The organism is Roseateles sp. (assembly GCF_036486225.1).
Classification (GTDB): Bacteria; Pseudomonadota; Gammaproteobacteria; order Burkholderiales; family Burkholderiaceae_C; genus Roseateles.
Genome location: NZ_DASVNZ010000384.1, coordinates 14,356 through 29,918, shown reverse-complemented (window position 1 = coordinate 29,918; position 15,563 = coordinate 14,356). Strand labels below are relative to the sequence as shown.

The window sequence follows — 15,563 nt, the reverse complement described above, 5'->3', positions numbered from 1 at the left end:
CGTACGGACACGCGTTGCCACGCGCGGCGTGATCCCCGGATGGGCGTGCGGCTCATAGCAGGTCCTTCAGGCGGTAATAGGCCATGCCCGCGACCAGCGCGGGGGTCCTCAGCCAGCGGCCACCCGGGAAGGCGCGATGGCGCAACGCGGCGAAGGTGTCGAAGCGCTGCGCGTCGCCGGCCATGGCCTCGGCCACCAGGCGGCCGGAGAGTCCGGTCAGCGCCAGGCCGTGGCCGGAGAAGCCTTGCAGGTAGTAGATGTTGGCGGGTTGGCCGCGGGCGGCCGGCAGGCGGCCGAAGTCGGGCGCGCGGTTCATCGTCACGTCGACGAAGCCGCCCCACGCATGCGTGATCTGCACCTGCGCGAGTGGCGGGAATACCTTCGCGATGCGCTTGCGCATGCTGTCCGCGAGGCCGGAGGGCGTGAGCGTGCTGTAGCTCGCACGCCCTCCGAAGATCAGGCGGCCGTCATGGGAAGGTCGGAAGTAGTCCAGGACGAAATTGTTGTCGCAGACGGCGGCGCCGCACGGGATGAGCGCGCGCAGTTGATCGGGCGGCAGTGGCGCGGTCGCCGCGATGTAGGTGCCGACCGGCATGATGCGCGGGGCCAGTGCCGGCGCCAGGCCCTGAAGGTAGACGTTGCCGGCCAGGAGCACCTGGCGGGCCTTCAGTCGCCCGTTTGCCGTGACAAGCACGGGGCGTCGTCCGGGTTCCACGGCGGTGACCGGACTGTGTTCGTGGAGGGTGACGCCCAGCGAGGCCGCGGCGCGGCCCACGCCCAGCGTGTACCGCAGCGGGTGAAGGTGGCCGGAACGTGGGTCGTGCACCGCCGCGACGTAGCGCGTACTGGCGATCCAGGCGGGCAGATCCGCACGGGCGATGCGCCTCATCGGGTAGTCGTAATGCCGCTCCAGATGATCGGCGTGGGAGAGCAACCCGCGCGCCTTGCGTCCATTGACGGCCACGCCGAGGAAACCGTCCCGCCACTGCGCGTCGATGTCGAAGCGCGCGATGCGCTCGCGCAGCATGTCGAGCGCCTCGATGCTCATGTTCCAGACCTCGCGGGCGCGCGTTTCGCCGAGCTGATGCTCGATCTCCCGCTGGTCGCAGGCCAATCCGTGGATGGCTTGCCCGCCGTTGCGTCCGCTGGCGCCGGAGCCCAGTTCGCGTGCCTCCAGCACCGTGACCCGGAAGCCTCGTTCAGCCAACTCGATGGCGGCGGACAAGCCCGCCAGTCCACCGCCCACGATGGCCACATCGCAGTCCTGCTCGCCCTGCAGCGGCGCATGGACGAGATCTCGCGTCGTGCCTTCGAGGTAGTAGGAGTGGCGCGCCAGTGCCAGGTCCTCGTCCAGGTAGTTCATGTCCGCTCCACGGGCATGAAACCACGGAGTTGGCCGTCCGCGACGGCGCTCCAGGCCTGCCGGCACAGCACCGTGCCTGCTCGCATGACCGAGTCGCGCCAGCCGGGATCGCTCGGCATGAAGGCTTCGGCATATTCGGCGCGAGCCGCCCGCGCGGCAGGCGTTGCGGCGGCGTCCCCGGTCTGCCGGCGCAGCCACATCAGCGCCAGGTGGGCGCGCTGCATGACGCGGCGCTCGCGGGTGCCGAATTCGATGGCCACGGCGGACGTGCGGCAGTCCGGCAGTTCGTCGGCGAAGGCGTCCAGCAGCAGACCCTGGAAGGTCGCCAGGGCCTTGTGGGTGGAACCCTTGCCGCTGAGCGCCTCCTCGCCCCAGACGCGCAGTGCGAGCTCGCGCGCCGGCGACGCGGGCGGGTCGACGTTGATCAAAAACGGCTCACCATAAGGACCGATGCCCGTGTGGAGGTCGAGGAAGAGGCAAGCCCTGGCACCGGCGAGTCGACTGCGCAGCAGACCACGCAGGGTCGTGTTGGCCCAGCACGGGCTGGTGCCGCCGAAGAAGATGCCGTCGGGACGGCTGTACTGTCCGCCGTTGAAGGCATCGGAGAACGCCTTCTCGCCCATCCGTTCGCGGTAGGCGTCCATGGCGGCGAAGGCGCGGGCGATCTCCTCCTCGTCCCAGTGCGCCAGCGCCAGCTGCGGATGCAGCTCGTCGTAGCCCGGGTTGTCCGGCGTCGGCGTCGTCCCGTGATGGCGGAAGTTCCGGTTCAGGTCCACGTTGTCTTCCGTGACCCGCTGCCGATGGGCGAAGCCCCAGGGATTGACCGCGTGGATCAGCAGCACGGCGGTGTCGGCGGGCGGATTCGCGGGGCCGCCTTGGGCCAGCCAGGCGGTCTGGACGGCCGAGCCCGCATACCCTTCGATGCCATGCGTGCCGCAGGCCACGACCAGCACCTGCCGCGCCGCGCGTGCGCCGAACCACGCGGCGTCCATCCAGAGAGCCTCACCGTCAGGGCCGAGGCCCGGGTGTTGGAAGCCCAGCCACTCGCCGCCCAGCCGCTGGACTGCTGCCAGCCAGGCGGTGCGTGCCTCGGCGTAGGTGTCGGGGAAGCGGGCGGAGGGGTCGGAAGGGGAGGACGGGCCGGAGGAGGGGGAGGAGTCGGCTTGCAGCATGCATGGGATGCTAGGCAGGAGCCCTGCCGACGGCCATAGCCGGCCCGGCATACGAGTTAACCCTGCATCAGCGCGCCTGCACCTGCACGAGCGGATCCACGGGCTGGTCGGGATCGGCGAAGGGAATGCACTGGATGAAGAGCGAGAACAGCTCGGCCTGGGACCCCGTCTCAAGCTTGCGATGGATGCTCTTGCGCTGGTTGCGGATGGTGCCCTCGGCGGTGTGCAGCCGGTCCGCGGTCTGCTCCGAGGAGTAGCCGCTCAGCATGTAGAAGAGCACCTCGCGTTCGCGTTTCGTGAGCAGCGAGGCGCCGAACTGCTCCATGGTGGTCTGCACCTTGCGATGCACCAGGTGGTTGGCCTCGTCGCGCGCGGCGGGCGCCGCGAGGTCGTGATGCCGGCGCAGCGCGCTGAACAGCAGCGGCAGCGTGTGGCGGATCAATGCGATCTCGGCGGCCTCGAAGGGCGGCGTCTCGTCCTCCCGTCCCAGACAGATGGCGATGCCGCTGCGCTCGTCGATCCGCCAGAAGATGTCGATGGTGTCGATCAGGTGCGTGTTGCGGAAGAAGATCTCGAAGAACTCCCCTTGCTGGAAGTTGTCCGGCACGTACTCGGACATGGCGTAGGCGCCGTCGGCCTGGCCGCTCATGAACAGCTGATAGGCCGGGTCCAGGATGTAGGGGCCATTGATGTAGACCTCCTCGCGCGCGCCGCGCTGCCGCGCCGCAGGGGCGTCGATGGCCAGGTAGGACGGGCGTTCATCCACGGCGTATCGCAGCATCACGCCCTGCTCCGCATCGATCAGCAGGCGCAGGAAGCTCAGCATCGCTGCGAAGAAGCCCGGCAGTCCGATGGCGGCGTTCATCGCCGCCAGGTGATCGATGCCGTCGGCATCCAGGGCCAGCGCGAAGCAGGTCCGGCGGCGGTTCTTGCGAGGGGTGGGACGGTTCGGCAACGCGGGGATCTCGGCCATGTCCTGGATCATGCAGCGTCCAGGCAGCCCGGACCCATGGGTTACAGCTTAGCTCGCGGGGGATATTTCAGTGGCATGACAGGCTCCCTACGATGCGCTCCATGCGATGCGGGGGCCCCGGCCACCGCTGTCGACAGCAGCCCGAACGCCCCCACTTCGGAGAAATTGCATGGTCCTTCGAGAATCGCCCTCACGACCCTTTTCCAGACCTGTTTCGAGGCAGACCCTTCACGGCTCACTACACGGCTCACTGCTGGTGCTCGGCAGTCTGATCAGCCTCGGTGCCTCGGCGCAGACCGCGCCCGCGACGGGGGCCGACGAGGCCCCGGCCAGCAAGAAGGTCGACGCGGACAAGACTGCCGACAAGCCGATCGGAAAACCGATCGCCGAGTTGGATCGGGTCGAAGTCACCTCCAGCAAGCGGCGACAACTGCAGGACGAAGTCGCGGGGACCGTCACCGCGCTGTCGGGCAGCAAGCTGGAGCAGATGGGCGTCAGGGACGCGGAGGATCTCTTCAAGCTGACGCCGGGCGTGCAGTTCAACAAGGGCAATGCCGACGGCGCGCTCTACAGCATCCGCGGCATCGGCACCAACACGAGCTCCGACAACGTCATCTTCGGTCAGACCCCCACGGGGATCTACATCGAGGACATCCCGTTCACCGATCCCTACGTCTACATCTCCAGCCCCGACGTTCCGCCCTTCGACCTGGAGCGGGTGGAAGTGCTGCGCGGACCGCAAGGCGCGTTGTATGGCTCGGCCTCGCTCGGCGGCGCGGTGCGCTACCTGTTCGCCAAGCCGCAGCTGCGGCAGCAGCAGTTCTCAGTGCTCACGGGCGTGTCCAGTGTGGCGCAGGGGGGGACGGGCTACACCACCAACGTCATGGCCAACCTGCCCTTGTTCAGCGACGTGGCCGCCTTGCGCGTCGTGCTGACGAAACGGCGGGATGCCGGGTACGTGGACAACCCAGGCACCGGCCGCAAGGACATCAACGCCAACGATGCGGAGTCGGCCCGGATCATCCTGGCCGTCAAGCCCAGCGCCTCGCTGGACCTGACGGCCACCTACATGCGGCAGCACAGCAAGCAGAACGGGGACTCCGGCGTCTTCCCGGATCCGGAGAAGCTCAGCATCGACACGCCGACCGATGCCCGCATCGATTCGCGCATCGACCTGAGCAGCCTGCAGGCCAACTGGGACATGGGCGGGCTCAAGCTCACCTCGCTCACCGGCTACCAGACCAAGCGTCGCGAGCAGCAGACGGACGTCACCTACCTGCTCGTGCCCGACTTCACCTTGTATGGCGGCGTGAACTATCCGAACGTGGATCGTGCGATCAACGTCGAGCCCCGTCGATCCAACGGGTTCACCCAGGAGTTCCGGCTGGCGCCGACCGAGACCGGCGACCTCAGCTGGCTGGTGGGCGTGTTCCACCAGAAGGTCAACTTCTTCCGGTCGCAGGTGGTGACCCTGCCGGGCGCGAACGACCCGGTCGACCTGCCGGGCGATGTCTACTTCGAGACCGTGCGTCAGGGCAGCGCGACCGAGAACTCCCTGTTCGCCGACTTCGACTGGAAGCTGACGCCGAAGTGGACGGCGGGCGCCGGCGCGCGCTACTTCAAGACCCGCGTGACCTTCGACCGCTCCAACTTCGGCGCGCCGTTCACCCGCTTCGAGAGCGACGAGAGCGGGACCACGCCCCGGTTCAGCACGCGCTACGAGTTGTCGTCGCAGGCCTCCGTCTATGCGACCGCGTCGCGCGGCTATCGTTTCGGAGGCATCAACACGACGGGATCGATCCCCTACAAGTCCGATTCGCTGTGGAACTATGAGATCGGCGCGCGCCTGCGGCCCTCACGTCAGCTGTCGCTGGAGCTGAGCGCCTTCACGCAGCGATGGAAAGACATCCAGGTTTCCACATCCGATCCCAACGGCTTCATCCTGACCACCAACGTGGCCTCGGCCCGATCGAACGGCCTGGAGGCGACGCTCGGATGGCGGCCGGTGAACAGCTTCGCGCTCAATCTGTCGACGGCCGTCACCAGCGCCCAGATCAAGGCACCGTTCGTCTCGGGCAACGGTCGCGATGTCGCCTCGGGCACGGACCTCCCGGGCTCGGCCAAGTTCCAGGCCACGGCCGACGCCAGCTACAACTTCGCCGGTCCGATCGACAGCAGCGGCAGCGTCAGCGCCGTGCTGCAGTACCTCGGCAAGCGCAAGGCGCAGCTGGATGCCGACCTGGAACTTCCCGCCTACACCACGTTGGACCTGCGATTGAACTTCGGCTGGACCCATTGGGAGCTGGGCGCCTTCGTGCAGAACGTGACCGACAAGCGCGGTCAGTCCAGCGCCGCCGTCAACTACTCGAGCTATCAGAATCCGGGCGCGGTGAACTTCACGCAGTGGTATCCGATCCGTCCCCGGACCGTTGGCGTGACACTGCGCTATGACTACTGAGCGCGTGGCGGGGATAGCCGTGGGAACGATGGCCGTGGAGAGGCAGGGCCTCAAGGGACACGCCCTCGTGGTGCTGGGCGTCCTGACCCTGGTCAATACCGTCTCGCAGTCGGGGGGCACGCTGCTGTCGGCCGTGCTGCCGCTGATCAAGGCGGAATTCGGTTTCTCCGACTCGGCCCTCGGGCTGTTGACCGGCTACGGGTCGGCGGTGTCCTTCGCACTGCTGACGCTGCCGATCTCGCACTGGGCCGCCCGATACGGCAACTCGCTGGTGCTGGCCCTGAGCATGCTGGTCTGCGCGCTCACCAACATGATGACGGCCGGCTGCCATGCGCTGTGGCAACTGATTGCGGCCCGTTTCGTCTCGGGGGCCGGCCCGGCGGCGGCATGGCCCCTGGGACAGGCCCTGGTGGCCGAGCACTTCCCGCCGCACAGGCGGTCCGGTGCCATGGCCGTGTACACGGCGGGTGACTTCGTCGGCAGCACGCTGCCGCTGGTGCTGGGCGGCTGGCTGGCCGTGCAGTATGGATGGCGCACCGCCTTCGTCGTGTTCGGCCTGCTGACCCTGGTCGCGCCGGTGCTGCAGTGGTGGCTGGTGCCCAACCATCCCGCCGTGCCGGTCGAGGAGGGCGCCGCAGCCGACGAGGCGCCGCTTCGATGGAAGGACGGCGTGCGTGAGTTGTGGCGGCTTCCCGCCTACGTGCACATCATGTTCGGGTTCAGTTGGGCGTCCTTCGCCGTGTACGGCCTGTCGCAGTGGATGCCCAGTTTCTACAACCGCCAGTTCGGCCTGGCGCCGGACGAGGCCGCGGCCTTCTTCGGCGGCGCCTATGCGGCCGGCGCGATGCTCGGCCTCGTGCTGGGGGGCGCCTTGGGCAACCGCATCGGTCGGGGCGGCAACGAGCGGCTGCTGCCGTTCTGCATGCTCACCTACCTGCTGACTTTCCCCTGCATCCTCGGCGTGCTGTTCGCGCCCAACCTCAAGTTCGCGTTCGCAGCCCATGTCGCGGCCACCGTCTTCGGCGCAATGCCCAACGGCCCGGTGCTTTCCATGCTGCATGGCAGCGTCCCGCGTCGCCTGCGCGTGCTGGGCTCCTCCATCTTCCTGCTGGTCATGACCCTGCTCGGCGCCGGTGGCGGCCCCTTGCTGATCGGTATCGGCAGCGACCTGCTGGCCCCCACGCTGGGCCCCGAGGCCCTGAAGTACGCCATGCTCTGCGTGAAGCTGCTGGGCGTGCTGCTCTTCGTCCATCTCGGCATTGCCTGGCGCAACGCGCGCCGGGATGCCGTCCTCACTCAAGGAGACGGCCCATGACGGTGGCCTCGGCAGTCCAAGGTTTCCATCCCGAAGACTTCTTCTCGCTCCGCCTTCCTGGCGATCCTCAGATCTCGCCCGACGGGCGATGGGTGGCGCACACGCTCATCCAGCCTCGGGTGGAAGAAGACGTCTGGGGGGAACAGGTACGCGTCATCGAGCGCGCGTCGCGCCAGGCCCAGTCCCTCGGCAAAGGAGGGCAACCGCGATGGGCGCCCGACAGCCGACGACTGGCATTCACGCGAGGCACTGCGGACGGATGCGAGGTCGTGCTGTGGGACAGCGCCACGCAGCAGGCCACCGTGCTGGCGACGTTGCCCGAGGCCGCGGAGGGGCTGGCATGGTCGCCCGATGGCGGGACCCTGGCCTTCGTGATGCTCGTGCGCGAAGCGGCGCCGACGGGCCGAGTGGGCGGGCCGCCCGCCTGGCATGCCTTGCGCACGTCCCGCTGGGCCAAGCCGGCGCGCTACACCGAGCGCCTGGTGCGCCGCGTGGAAGGCGTGGACGCCGACGAACTGCCGCATGGCCACCACCAGATCTTCCTGATGGACACCACGAGCGGCCGTCATCGCCAGCTCACGGTCGATCCGTTCGACCATGGCAGCCCCGTGAGCGGCATCACCAAGCTGAATCTGGCCGGCCGGATCTCCTGGACACCCGACAGCCGATACGTCGTGATGTCCATGCGGCGAGAGGCCATGCCCGACGGCCCCTGGGATCCGGAGGCGATGCTGGCCACGGAGGTCCACGAGTTCTGCGTTGCCGATGGATCGGTGCGCACGCTGAGCCGGTTCAAGGGAGTGATCTGCCGTGCGGTGGTGTCGCCGGACGGGCAGTGGATCGCCTTTGTCGGCTTCAAGAACCGGCGTCGCGCCTTCCATACCTGCATCGTGCACGTGATGCCGCGTGCCGGCGGAGAAGCCCGCGCCTTGCCCCATCCGCAAGGATTGGAGATTCATCAGGAACTGCAATGGCTGCCTGACAGCTCGGGCCTGCTCGCCCTCTATCCCTACCAGGGGGAGGGCTGCCTCGCCCGCGTGGATCTGCAGGGCGAGTGGTCGCAGATCCGTGGCGGCGTCGGCGGCTCGCTGTCCACCGGGTACGTGATGTGGATGAAGGGCTTCACCGTGTCACGCGACGGCGACATCGCGATGCTGGACGCTCATGAAGGGCGCAGCGACGAGATCGCGGTGCTGGACGCGCATCGGCATCACACCGACGTGCTCAGCAGCCACGGCAGCTGGTTGAGCGAGCGCTCTCTGGCAAGGCCGCAAGCCTTCTGGGCGCCCACGCCGACATCCATGCAAGGCTGGCTGCTGCGCCCGCCCGATGCGCCTGCGGACAAGACGCTGCCGCTGCTCGTCTGGCTGCATGGTGGACCCTACCTGAGCTGGGGGCCGCAGTTCGCCGCCGTTCCCCAGATCTGGGCCTCGGCCGGATACGCGGTGCTCATGCTGAACCCGCGGGGGTCGCTGGGCTACGGCGAGGCTTACAGCGACGCCTTGCACCATGACCTGCCAGGCCAGGACGACCTGCAGATCGTCGACGCCGTGGACCACGTCGTGAGCCTGGGCGGCATCGACCCCGCCCGGGTGTTCCTGGCCGGCGAATCGGCGGGAGGGCTCATGACCGCTTGGCTGATCGGTCATTCGGACCGGTTCGCCGCGGCGGCGGTGATCTATGGGGTCATGGACTGGACCAGCGCGGTGCTCACCCAGGATCGACCTGATTACTACCCCTTCTACTGGCGGCCCGCGCCGCCGTGGGCGCCCGGCATGCAGGAGGACTACTGGAAGCGTTCTCCGTTGTCCGTGGTCGATCGCGTGAAGACGCCGACCATCGTGATGTGCGGCGAGCGGGATTGGCGCACGCCGATGTCCCAGTCCGAGCAGTACTACGCCGCGCTCAAGCTCTGCGGGGTGGATGCGGCGCTGGCGAGCTTCGAAGGCAACAACCACGGGCTGGAACTGCATCCCAGCCAATGGATGGACCTGGTGGACCTCGTCGACCATTGGTTCCAGCGCCATGACCCGACGAGGTCATGACGGGGCTCCGGTCCTGATCAGGATCTGCGCCATCAGGACCATGTCGCCCGGCGCGCGGCGAAGGGCGAGGGCGAGCGCGACTTCGTCAGGCTGGAAAACGCAGCTCGAATCGGATGGTTCCGCTTTCTGAGCAGGTCACGCGCGCCTGACCCCGATGGAGGTCCATGATCGCTTTCACGATCGACAGGCCCAGGCCGCTGGATTCGGCGGGGCGCTCGCCGGTGGCGTCCGCCCGGTAGAAGCGGTCGAACAGGCGCGCGAGCTGTTCGGCGGGGATGAACACGCCATCGTTCTCCACGGCGATGAGCGCCCCGGACGCAAGCGGCTCACCGATCAGGCGCACGGTCGTGTCCGGACGGCTGTAGCGCAGCGCGTTCACCACCAGGTTGTGGACGGCGCGCCGGACCAAGGGTGCGTTGGCCATCGCGGTGCCGCAGGCCTGCACAGAGAACCGCAGGCCAGCCTCCTCCGCAGGCCCCTCGAAGTAATCGGCGATCCCCTGCAGCTCGTCGGCCATCGCCAACGGCGCGAGCGCTATGTCGAGCATCGCGTGGTCGGCCCGCGCCAGGAACAGGATGTTGTCCACGATCAGGCTCAGGCGGGTCAGTTCCTCCAGATTCGATTCCAGCAGCTGCTGATACTCGACCGGCGTGCGCACGCGGTTGAGCGCGACCTGGGTCTGCCCGATCAGTGCGCCGACCGGGGTGCGGATCTCATGCGCCAGGTCGGCCGAGAACTGGGACAGCCGGTCGTAGCCCTGGGCGATGCGATCCAGCATGGCGTTGAACACCGTCACCATCTCGCGCAACTCGCGCGGCGCGTCATGCTCCGGGAAGCGGATGGAGAGGTTGATCGGATGGATCTGCGCGGCGTGGGCAGCGACACGACGCAATGGCCGCAGCCCATGGCGCAAGGCCAGGTAGACCAGCAGCACGGAGACTGCAATCGACATCAGCGTGCTTCGCAGGACATGGAAGCGGCTGCGATCGATCATCTCCAGCTCACTCTCCAGCGGATGTCCGGTCAGCACCTCCACCATCGCGCCGTCCATGCCCGATCGCGCCAGGCCGGCCACCCAATGCATCTGGGGGTGATCCTCCGTGCGCAGCACGTCCGCGGCCGTCATCCGGCGGTCCGTCGGCACCAGGGCGAGGGTGCCCGGCACCGCGATGCCGCCCGGATTCACCTGGATGAAGGCCGGCTCCCCGACGCGGCGCAGGATGAGCACGTCCGTCGTCGCGCCCAGCAAAGCAGCGAACATCAGCGACTGGTCGCGCAGGTTCTGCACGTTGCGCGCGTCGCCGACGAGGCTGCGGAAGTGCTCGGCCCGGCCGATGAGCTGATCGTCCGCGTGGGCGTTGATGGCCGTGCGCGCGAAGAAGAAAAAATAGGCGCCGAGCATGCCGGTCATCGCGAAGGCGATCAGGCCGCACAGCAAGGTCACGCGGACCGCAAGCGATCGAGGGAACCAGCGTTCGCTCATGTCGCGGCCTCGTCCTCGTCGGGCGCGTCGCCGAACGCATAGCCGACGTTGCGCACCGTGTGGATCAACGGCGTCGCGAAGGGGCGGTCCACCTTGGCCCGCAGCCGCTTGATCGCGACGTCGACCACGTTGGTGTCACTGTCGAAATTCATGTTCCAGACTTCCGAGGCGATCAGCGTGCGGGAGAGCGCCTCCCCCTGGTGCTTCACCAGCAGGTGCAGCAGCAGGTACTCCTTGTTGGTCAAGGTGATCTCCACGCCCTCGCGCGTCACCTTGCGCCGCAGCGCATCCAGCTTGAGGTCGGCGACCTGGTACACGTCGGCGTCTCCCGAGACGCCGCGTCTCAGCAGCGTGCGGATGCGGAGCACGAGTTCGGTGAAGGAGAAGGGCTTGACCAGGTAGTCGTCGGCCCCGAGTTCGAGCCCGCGGATGCGGTCGCTCAACTGGTCGCGCGCCGTCAGGAACATGACGCGCACGTCGCCCTTCTCGCGCAGCGCCGGCATGATCTGCCATCCGTCGATGCCGGGCAGGGTCACGTCGAGGACGACGAGGTCGTAGTCGTTGTTCAGCGCCATGTGCAGGCCGTCGCGCCCCGTGCGCGACAGGTCGACGGCGTAGCCGCTCTCCCGGAGACCCTTCTTCAGGTAGTCGCCGGTCTTGGGATCGTCCTCGATGACCAGGATCTTCATGCGACGGGATTCTGCATTCCTGCAGACGGCGTCGCATGACGTTTTTGTCATCGACCTGTCACCCCCCTCCGGCGGACAAATTCCTACAGTCGCTTCGACCGCAACACCTGACGCTTCCAACGCAGGTCTGCTGTCTGCGCGCTGTCCTCGACACGAGGCGCCGCGCAGCGATCACGCCCATCGGTCGGCCCATCGCGTCGATCTCCACCATTCCCTCTGAAGGAATTTCTCATGCGTCAACGTCTTCATTCGTTCCTCGCCGCCGGCCTCGTCGCCCTGGCTGCCGCTGCTCCCGCCGTCGCCTTCGCGGCTGATGCGAGCGTGCGCGTTCGTGGCACCGTGATCGCCCGCACCGGCGACGTCCTGGAGGTGAAGGCCCGCGAAGGCGACGTCGTCAAGATCAAGCTCAAGGAAGGCTTCCACATCAACGCCGTCGCCAAAGCGGCCATCACCGACATCAAGCAGGGCGACTACGTCGGCATCGCCTCCTTGCCCAAGGCGCAGGGCGGCGACGGCGCGCTCGAAGTGCTGATCTTCCCGGCCGCGATGAAGGGCCTGGGCGAAGGCAGCTACGGCTGGGACCTGAAGCCCAAGAGCTCGATGACCAACGCCACCGTGTCGAACGCCGTGAAGTCGGTCGAAGGCAGCACGGTCACCCTGACCTACCACGGTCAGGAAAAGAAGATCTCGATCCAGAACGGCACGCCGATCGTGACGCTGATCCAGGCCACCGCGGATGACCTGCGCGCCGGCGCCGCCGTGTTCGTCTCCGCCGAGAAGGCGGCTGACGGCAGCCTGTCCTCCGGACAGCTGGTGGTCGGCAAGGACGGCGTCGTTCCTCCGATGTGATCGTGATGCGGCCGACCATGCGCCGGCCGCCTGAAGTGGAGCCCGCCATGCAGAACTCCCCGACGCCCCCCGTCGCGCCGACGCTTGCCGTCGAGCCGCCGCCAGACGTGGAACGGCCCCCTGAAGTGGAACGGCCGCGCATCACCCTTGTCCGGCGACATGGGGTGGTGGTCCGGCTGAGTCACTGGCTCAACCTGGTCTGTGTCGTCATCCTGCTTGCGAGCGGGCTTCAGATCTTCAACGCGCATCCTCGGCTCTATCTGGGCAAGTTCGGGGCGGACAACGATCACGCGGTGTTCGAGATCGCCAGCACGGGCTCCGGCGAGTCGCTGCGGGCAAGCCTGCGAATCGGCGGCCTGAGCGTGCCCACCACGGGCATCCTGGGCGCGAGCAAGGAAGACGGCGCGCTCGTCGAGCGCGCGTTCCCGACCTGGATGACGCTGCCGTCGTATCACGACCTCGGGGCTGGCCGGCGCTGGCACTTCACCTTCGCGTGGCTGCTGCTGTTCAACGGGCTGGTCTACATGGCCTACGGATTCTTCCGGGGCCACTTCCGCCGGGATCTGCTGCCGTCCCGCGACCAGCTGACGCCGGGCCACCTCTGGCACGAAGTGCGCGAGCACGCGCGCCTGAGGTTCGCGAAGGGCGAGGAGGCGCGGCGCTACAACGCGCTGCAGAAGCTGACCTACCTGCTGGTGATCTTCGTGCTGCTGCCCGCGATGCTGGTGACGGGGCTCGCCATGTCGCCGGGGGGGAACGCGGTGGTGCCGCAGCTGCTCGATGTGCTGGGGGGCAGGGCGACCGCACGCACCCTTCATTTCGTCAGCGCCTTCTCGATCGTCGCCTTCGTCGTCGTGCACGTGGCCATGGTCGTGGCGTCGGGCCTGTGGAACAACCTGCGCTCGATGATCACCGGGCGCTACGCCATCCAACTCGAAGAGGACAAGCAATGACACGACTTCTCACGCGTCGGCGGCTGCTCGGCGGCGCGGTCACGGGCCTGGGCGCGCTGGCGCTGTCCGGATGCGACCGCCTGGTCGCGACGCCCGGCGTGGACGCCATGGTCCGCAGGACCGAACACCTCACGCAAGGCGCGCAGCGGCTGCTCCTTGAGCGGGGAAGGCTGGCGACGGAGTTCACCGAGGCGGACCTGTCTCCCGTGTTCCGTGCCAACGGGACGAGCATGCCGGACTCCGAGGAGTACGCGCAACTCCTGAACGGCAAGTTCTCCGACTGGCGATTGCGGGTCGACGGGCTGGTCCAGCGGCCGTTGTCGCTCTCGCTCGAAGACCTGATGGGTCTGCCTTCACGCACGCAGATCACGCGGCACGACTGTGTCGAGGGATGGAGCGCGATCGCCAAATGGCAGGGCGTGCAGCTCAGCCGGGTTCTGGACGCTGCGCGTCTGTCGCCCGGTGCGCGCTACGTCGTCCTGCACTGTGCCGATGAACTCGAGCAGACGCTCGACGGCAGCGGTCGGTACTACGAGAGCATCGACCTGATCGACGCGTGGCACCCGCAGACCCTTCTGGCCTACGCGATGAACGACCAGCGGCTGCCCGTCGCGCATGGGGCGCCGCTGCGCCTTCGCGTCGAACGGCACCTCGGCTACAAGCACGCGAAATACCTGATGCGGCTGGAGGTGGTGTCCAGCTTCACCCACCTCTGGGGCGGCAAGGGCGGCTACTGGGAAGACCGCGGCTACGAGTGGTACGCCGGCATCTGATCAACGACAGGACATCACTTCATCATGACGATGTACACCGAGGTGAACGGGGACGACTTGCTGCGACATCAGGTGTCGCTGTCCAGACGATCCACTTCGTCGTGCCGACGTATTGAATTCGAAGATCCGGAAACCATGAATTTCTTCTTTCGCATGAACTCAGGTGTCGGTGTTTCGATCGCGGGCATTGCGATCGCGATGCTGACTTCCCTGAGCGGTCCCGCCGTCGCGGCGAATCAGAGCGACCGGCTGACGCGGATGGAAGCCGCCCTCGACGCATGGCGCATGGACGAGGTCGGCGCCATGCTTCCTGGTCTGCCGCGCACTATCGGAGGCGACTACCTGCGTGGCATTGCCGCCAACCGCGCCAACGACATCGATGCATCCCGGCAAGCGCTCCTGCGTGCACTGCCGGCACTCGAGCGGGAGCATTCGCCGAGAACGGTCCAGGCGCTGCTGGTGCTCGCCGACGACTATCGGAAGAGCTCGTCCTATTCCAAGCAGGCGAGCACCCTGCGCCTGGCCGTCTCGCGTTACGCCGGCCAGATGAAGCCCGAGATGCTGGATGGTGTTCGGACCGACCTGGCCTTGGCGAGCGCGCTCGCGGGCTCGCCGCCGCAGACCGTGAGCCTGTCAGGGGAGTCGCGCGTGCCGATTCGCCGCAACCCCTTGGGCACGTTCGACGTGGATGTCGTGGCCAATGGCGTCGACGCGGCCTGGATGCTGGACTCGGGCGCCAACTACTCGATCGTCAGCGAAAGCTTCGCCAGGCGCCTGGGGCTCGATGTCAAGGGTGACATCGGCGAAGTCGCCAGCAGTACCGACATCACGGTCACCAGCAAGGTGGCCGTCGTGAAGGAGATCCGCCTGGGGAGCGCCACGCTCCGCAACGTGGTGGTGCTCGTGGTCGACGATGAACATCTGCACATTCAACTGCCCCATGCGGAACACCAGATCTCCGCCGCACTGGGCTATCCCGTGTTCCAGGCGTTGGGCCGGGTGAGCTTCATTGGAGACAAGGAAATCTCGATCGGTTCGCCATCGCTGGCGACCGGGGAGGGTGCGCGTCTCTACATGAATGAACTGACGCCGGTGGTCCTGCTGGGTGTCGACGGCGTGCAGATGCCATTCAGCCTCGATACGGGAGCCAATGCCACGGACCTGTCCTACACGTACTGGATGACGGTGAAGGATCGCGCGTCCGACTGGCCGCGCAAGACGAGCAGCTATGCCGGCCTGGGGGGAGCGAAAACCCGCGAAACCGCCATTCAGCCCGAGTGGAGGGCGCTCGTCGGCTCCGAGGAGGTGGTGCTCAAGGACGTGGACGTGAAGACGCAGCGCGGACCAGGAGAGGGGCCCCAACCCATGTTCGGCAACCTCGGGCAAAGCCTGTGGCGCGACGCATCGGGATTCACGATCGACTTCCGGGCGATGCGGTTCAGGATCGACAAGTAGCCTGTCGGCGGTGTGTTTCAGTACGGGGCTTCGGC

Annotated in this window: 12 protein-coding genes; 7 read left to right on the top strand and 5 right to left on the bottom strand. The window is 67.4% G+C overall.

The annotated features are described in order from the left end of the window. Positions 1-52: 52 nt before the first annotated feature. From VF536_RS24810 to VF536_RS24800, 3 genes are all read right to left on the bottom strand, one after another. On the bottom strand, positions 53-1,363 hold the full coding sequence (locus tag VF536_RS24810) for an FAD-binding oxidoreductase (RefSeq protein WP_331617615.1): 1,311 nt from the start codon (positions 1,361-1,363) through the stop codon (positions 53-55). Next, a complete protein-coding gene (locus tag VF536_RS24805; RefSeq protein WP_331617614.1) occupies positions 1,360-2,535 on the bottom strand; it encodes a DUF2817 domain-containing protein in 1,176 nt (391 codons plus the stop codon). The genes VF536_RS24810 and VF536_RS24805 overlap by 4 nt, the downstream gene beginning before the upstream one ends. Before the next feature lie 67 nt (positions 2,536-2,602). After that, complete coding sequence (locus VF536_RS24800) at positions 2,603-3,508, bottom strand: helix-turn-helix transcriptional regulator (RefSeq protein ID WP_331617613.1); 906 nt, start codon at positions 3,506-3,508, stop codon at positions 2,603-2,605. 256 nt (positions 3,509-3,764) lie between these two features. Here VF536_RS24800 and VF536_RS24795 point away from each other — a divergent pair, with 256 nt between their 5' ends. From VF536_RS24795 to VF536_RS24785, 3 genes are all read left to right on the top strand, one after another. Next, a complete protein-coding gene (locus VF536_RS24795; protein WP_331617612.1) occupies positions 3,765-5,966 on the top strand; it encodes a TonB-dependent receptor in 2,202 nt (733 codons plus the stop codon). A 67-nt stretch (positions 5,967-6,033) separates the two neighbouring features. Next, entirely contained in the window at positions 6,034-7,281 is a 1,248-nt protein-coding gene (locus tag VF536_RS24790) for an MFS transporter (protein WP_331617611.1), read from the top strand. A 269-nt stretch (positions 7,282-7,550) separates the two neighbouring features. Further along, positions 7,551-9,326, top strand: coding sequence for a S9 family peptidase (locus tag VF536_RS24785; RefSeq protein ID WP_331617610.1), 1,776 nt, complete (start codon positions 7,551-7,553; stop codon positions 9,324-9,326). A gap of 85 nt (positions 9,327-9,411) precedes the next feature. Here the strand turns inward: VF536_RS24785 and VF536_RS24780 are convergent, their stop codons facing one another. Then, a complete protein-coding gene (locus tag VF536_RS24780; RefSeq protein WP_331617609.1) occupies positions 9,412-10,809 on the bottom strand; it encodes a heavy metal sensor histidine kinase in 1,398 nt (465 codons plus the stop codon). Next, a complete protein-coding gene (locus VF536_RS24775) occupies positions 10,806-11,498 on the bottom strand; it encodes a heavy metal response regulator transcription factor (protein WP_331617608.1) in 693 nt (230 codons plus the stop codon). The genes VF536_RS24780 and VF536_RS24775 overlap by 4 nt, the downstream gene beginning before the upstream one ends. Before the next feature lie 231 nt (positions 11,499-11,729). Between VF536_RS24775 and VF536_RS24770 the strand changes: the two genes are divergently transcribed. The 4 genes from VF536_RS24770 to VF536_RS24755 are packed head-to-tail and all read left to right on the top strand — an operon-like array spanning position 11,730 to position 15,528. Then, positions 11,730-12,347, top strand: a complete 618-nt coding sequence (locus VF536_RS24770; RefSeq protein ID WP_331617607.1) for a hypothetical protein — start codon at positions 11,730-11,732, stop codon at positions 12,345-12,347. 5 nt (positions 12,348-12,352) lie between these two features. Continuing rightward, the gene (locus VF536_RS24765; protein WP_331617606.1) at positions 12,353-13,300 is read left to right on the top strand and encodes a cytochrome b/b6 domain-containing protein; all 948 of its coding nucleotides are present in this window, start codon (positions 12,353-12,355) and stop codon (positions 13,298-13,300) included. Further along, a complete protein-coding gene (locus VF536_RS24760) occupies positions 13,297-14,073 on the top strand; it encodes a molybdopterin-binding protein (RefSeq protein WP_331617605.1) in 777 nt (258 codons plus the stop codon). Before VF536_RS24765 ends, VF536_RS24760 begins: the two co-directional genes overlap by 4 nt. A gap of 24 nt (positions 14,074-14,097) precedes the next feature. Then, positions 14,098-15,528 (top strand): retropepsin-like aspartic protease, encoded by a 1,431-nt coding sequence (locus tag VF536_RS24755; RefSeq protein ID WP_331617604.1) that lies wholly within the window; start codon positions 14,098-14,100, stop codon positions 15,526-15,528. Positions 15,529-15,563 lie beyond the last annotated feature (35 nt).

Excerpts from the sequence above, each read along its gene's own strand:
- VF536_RS24810 (WP_331617615.1), bottom strand. The coding sequence starts at position 1,363 with ATGAACTACCTGGACGAGGACCTGGCACTGGCGCGCCACTCCTACTAC.
- VF536_RS24805 (WP_331617614.1), bottom strand. The coding sequence starts at position 2,535 with ATGCTGCAAGCCGACTCCTCCCCCTCCTCCGGCCCGTCCTCCCCTTCC.
- VF536_RS24800 (WP_331617613.1), bottom strand. The coding sequence starts at position 3,508 with ATGGCCGAGATCCCCGCGTTGCCGAACCGTCCCACCCCTCGCAAGAAC.
- VF536_RS24780 (WP_331617609.1), bottom strand. The coding sequence starts at position 10,809 with ATGAGCGAACGCTGGTTCCCTCGATCGCTTGCGGTCCGCGTGACCTTG.
- VF536_RS24775 (WP_331617608.1), bottom strand. The coding sequence starts at position 11,498 with ATGAAGATCCTGGTCATCGAGGACGATCCCAAGACCGGCGACTACCTG.
- VF536_RS24770 (WP_331617607.1), top strand. The coding sequence starts at position 11,730 with ATGCGTCAACGTCTTCATTCGTTCCTCGCCGCCGGCCTCGTCGCCCTG.
- VF536_RS24765 (WP_331617606.1), top strand. The coding sequence starts at position 12,353 with ATGCGGCCGACCATGCGCCGGCCGCCTGAAGTGGAGCCCGCCATGCAG.
- VF536_RS24760 (WP_331617605.1), top strand. The coding sequence starts at position 13,297 with ATGACACGACTTCTCACGCGTCGGCGGCTGCTCGGCGGCGCGGTCACG.
- VF536_RS24755 (WP_331617604.1), top strand. The coding sequence starts at position 14,098 with ATGACGATGTACACCGAGGTGAACGGGGACGACTTGCTGCGACATCAG.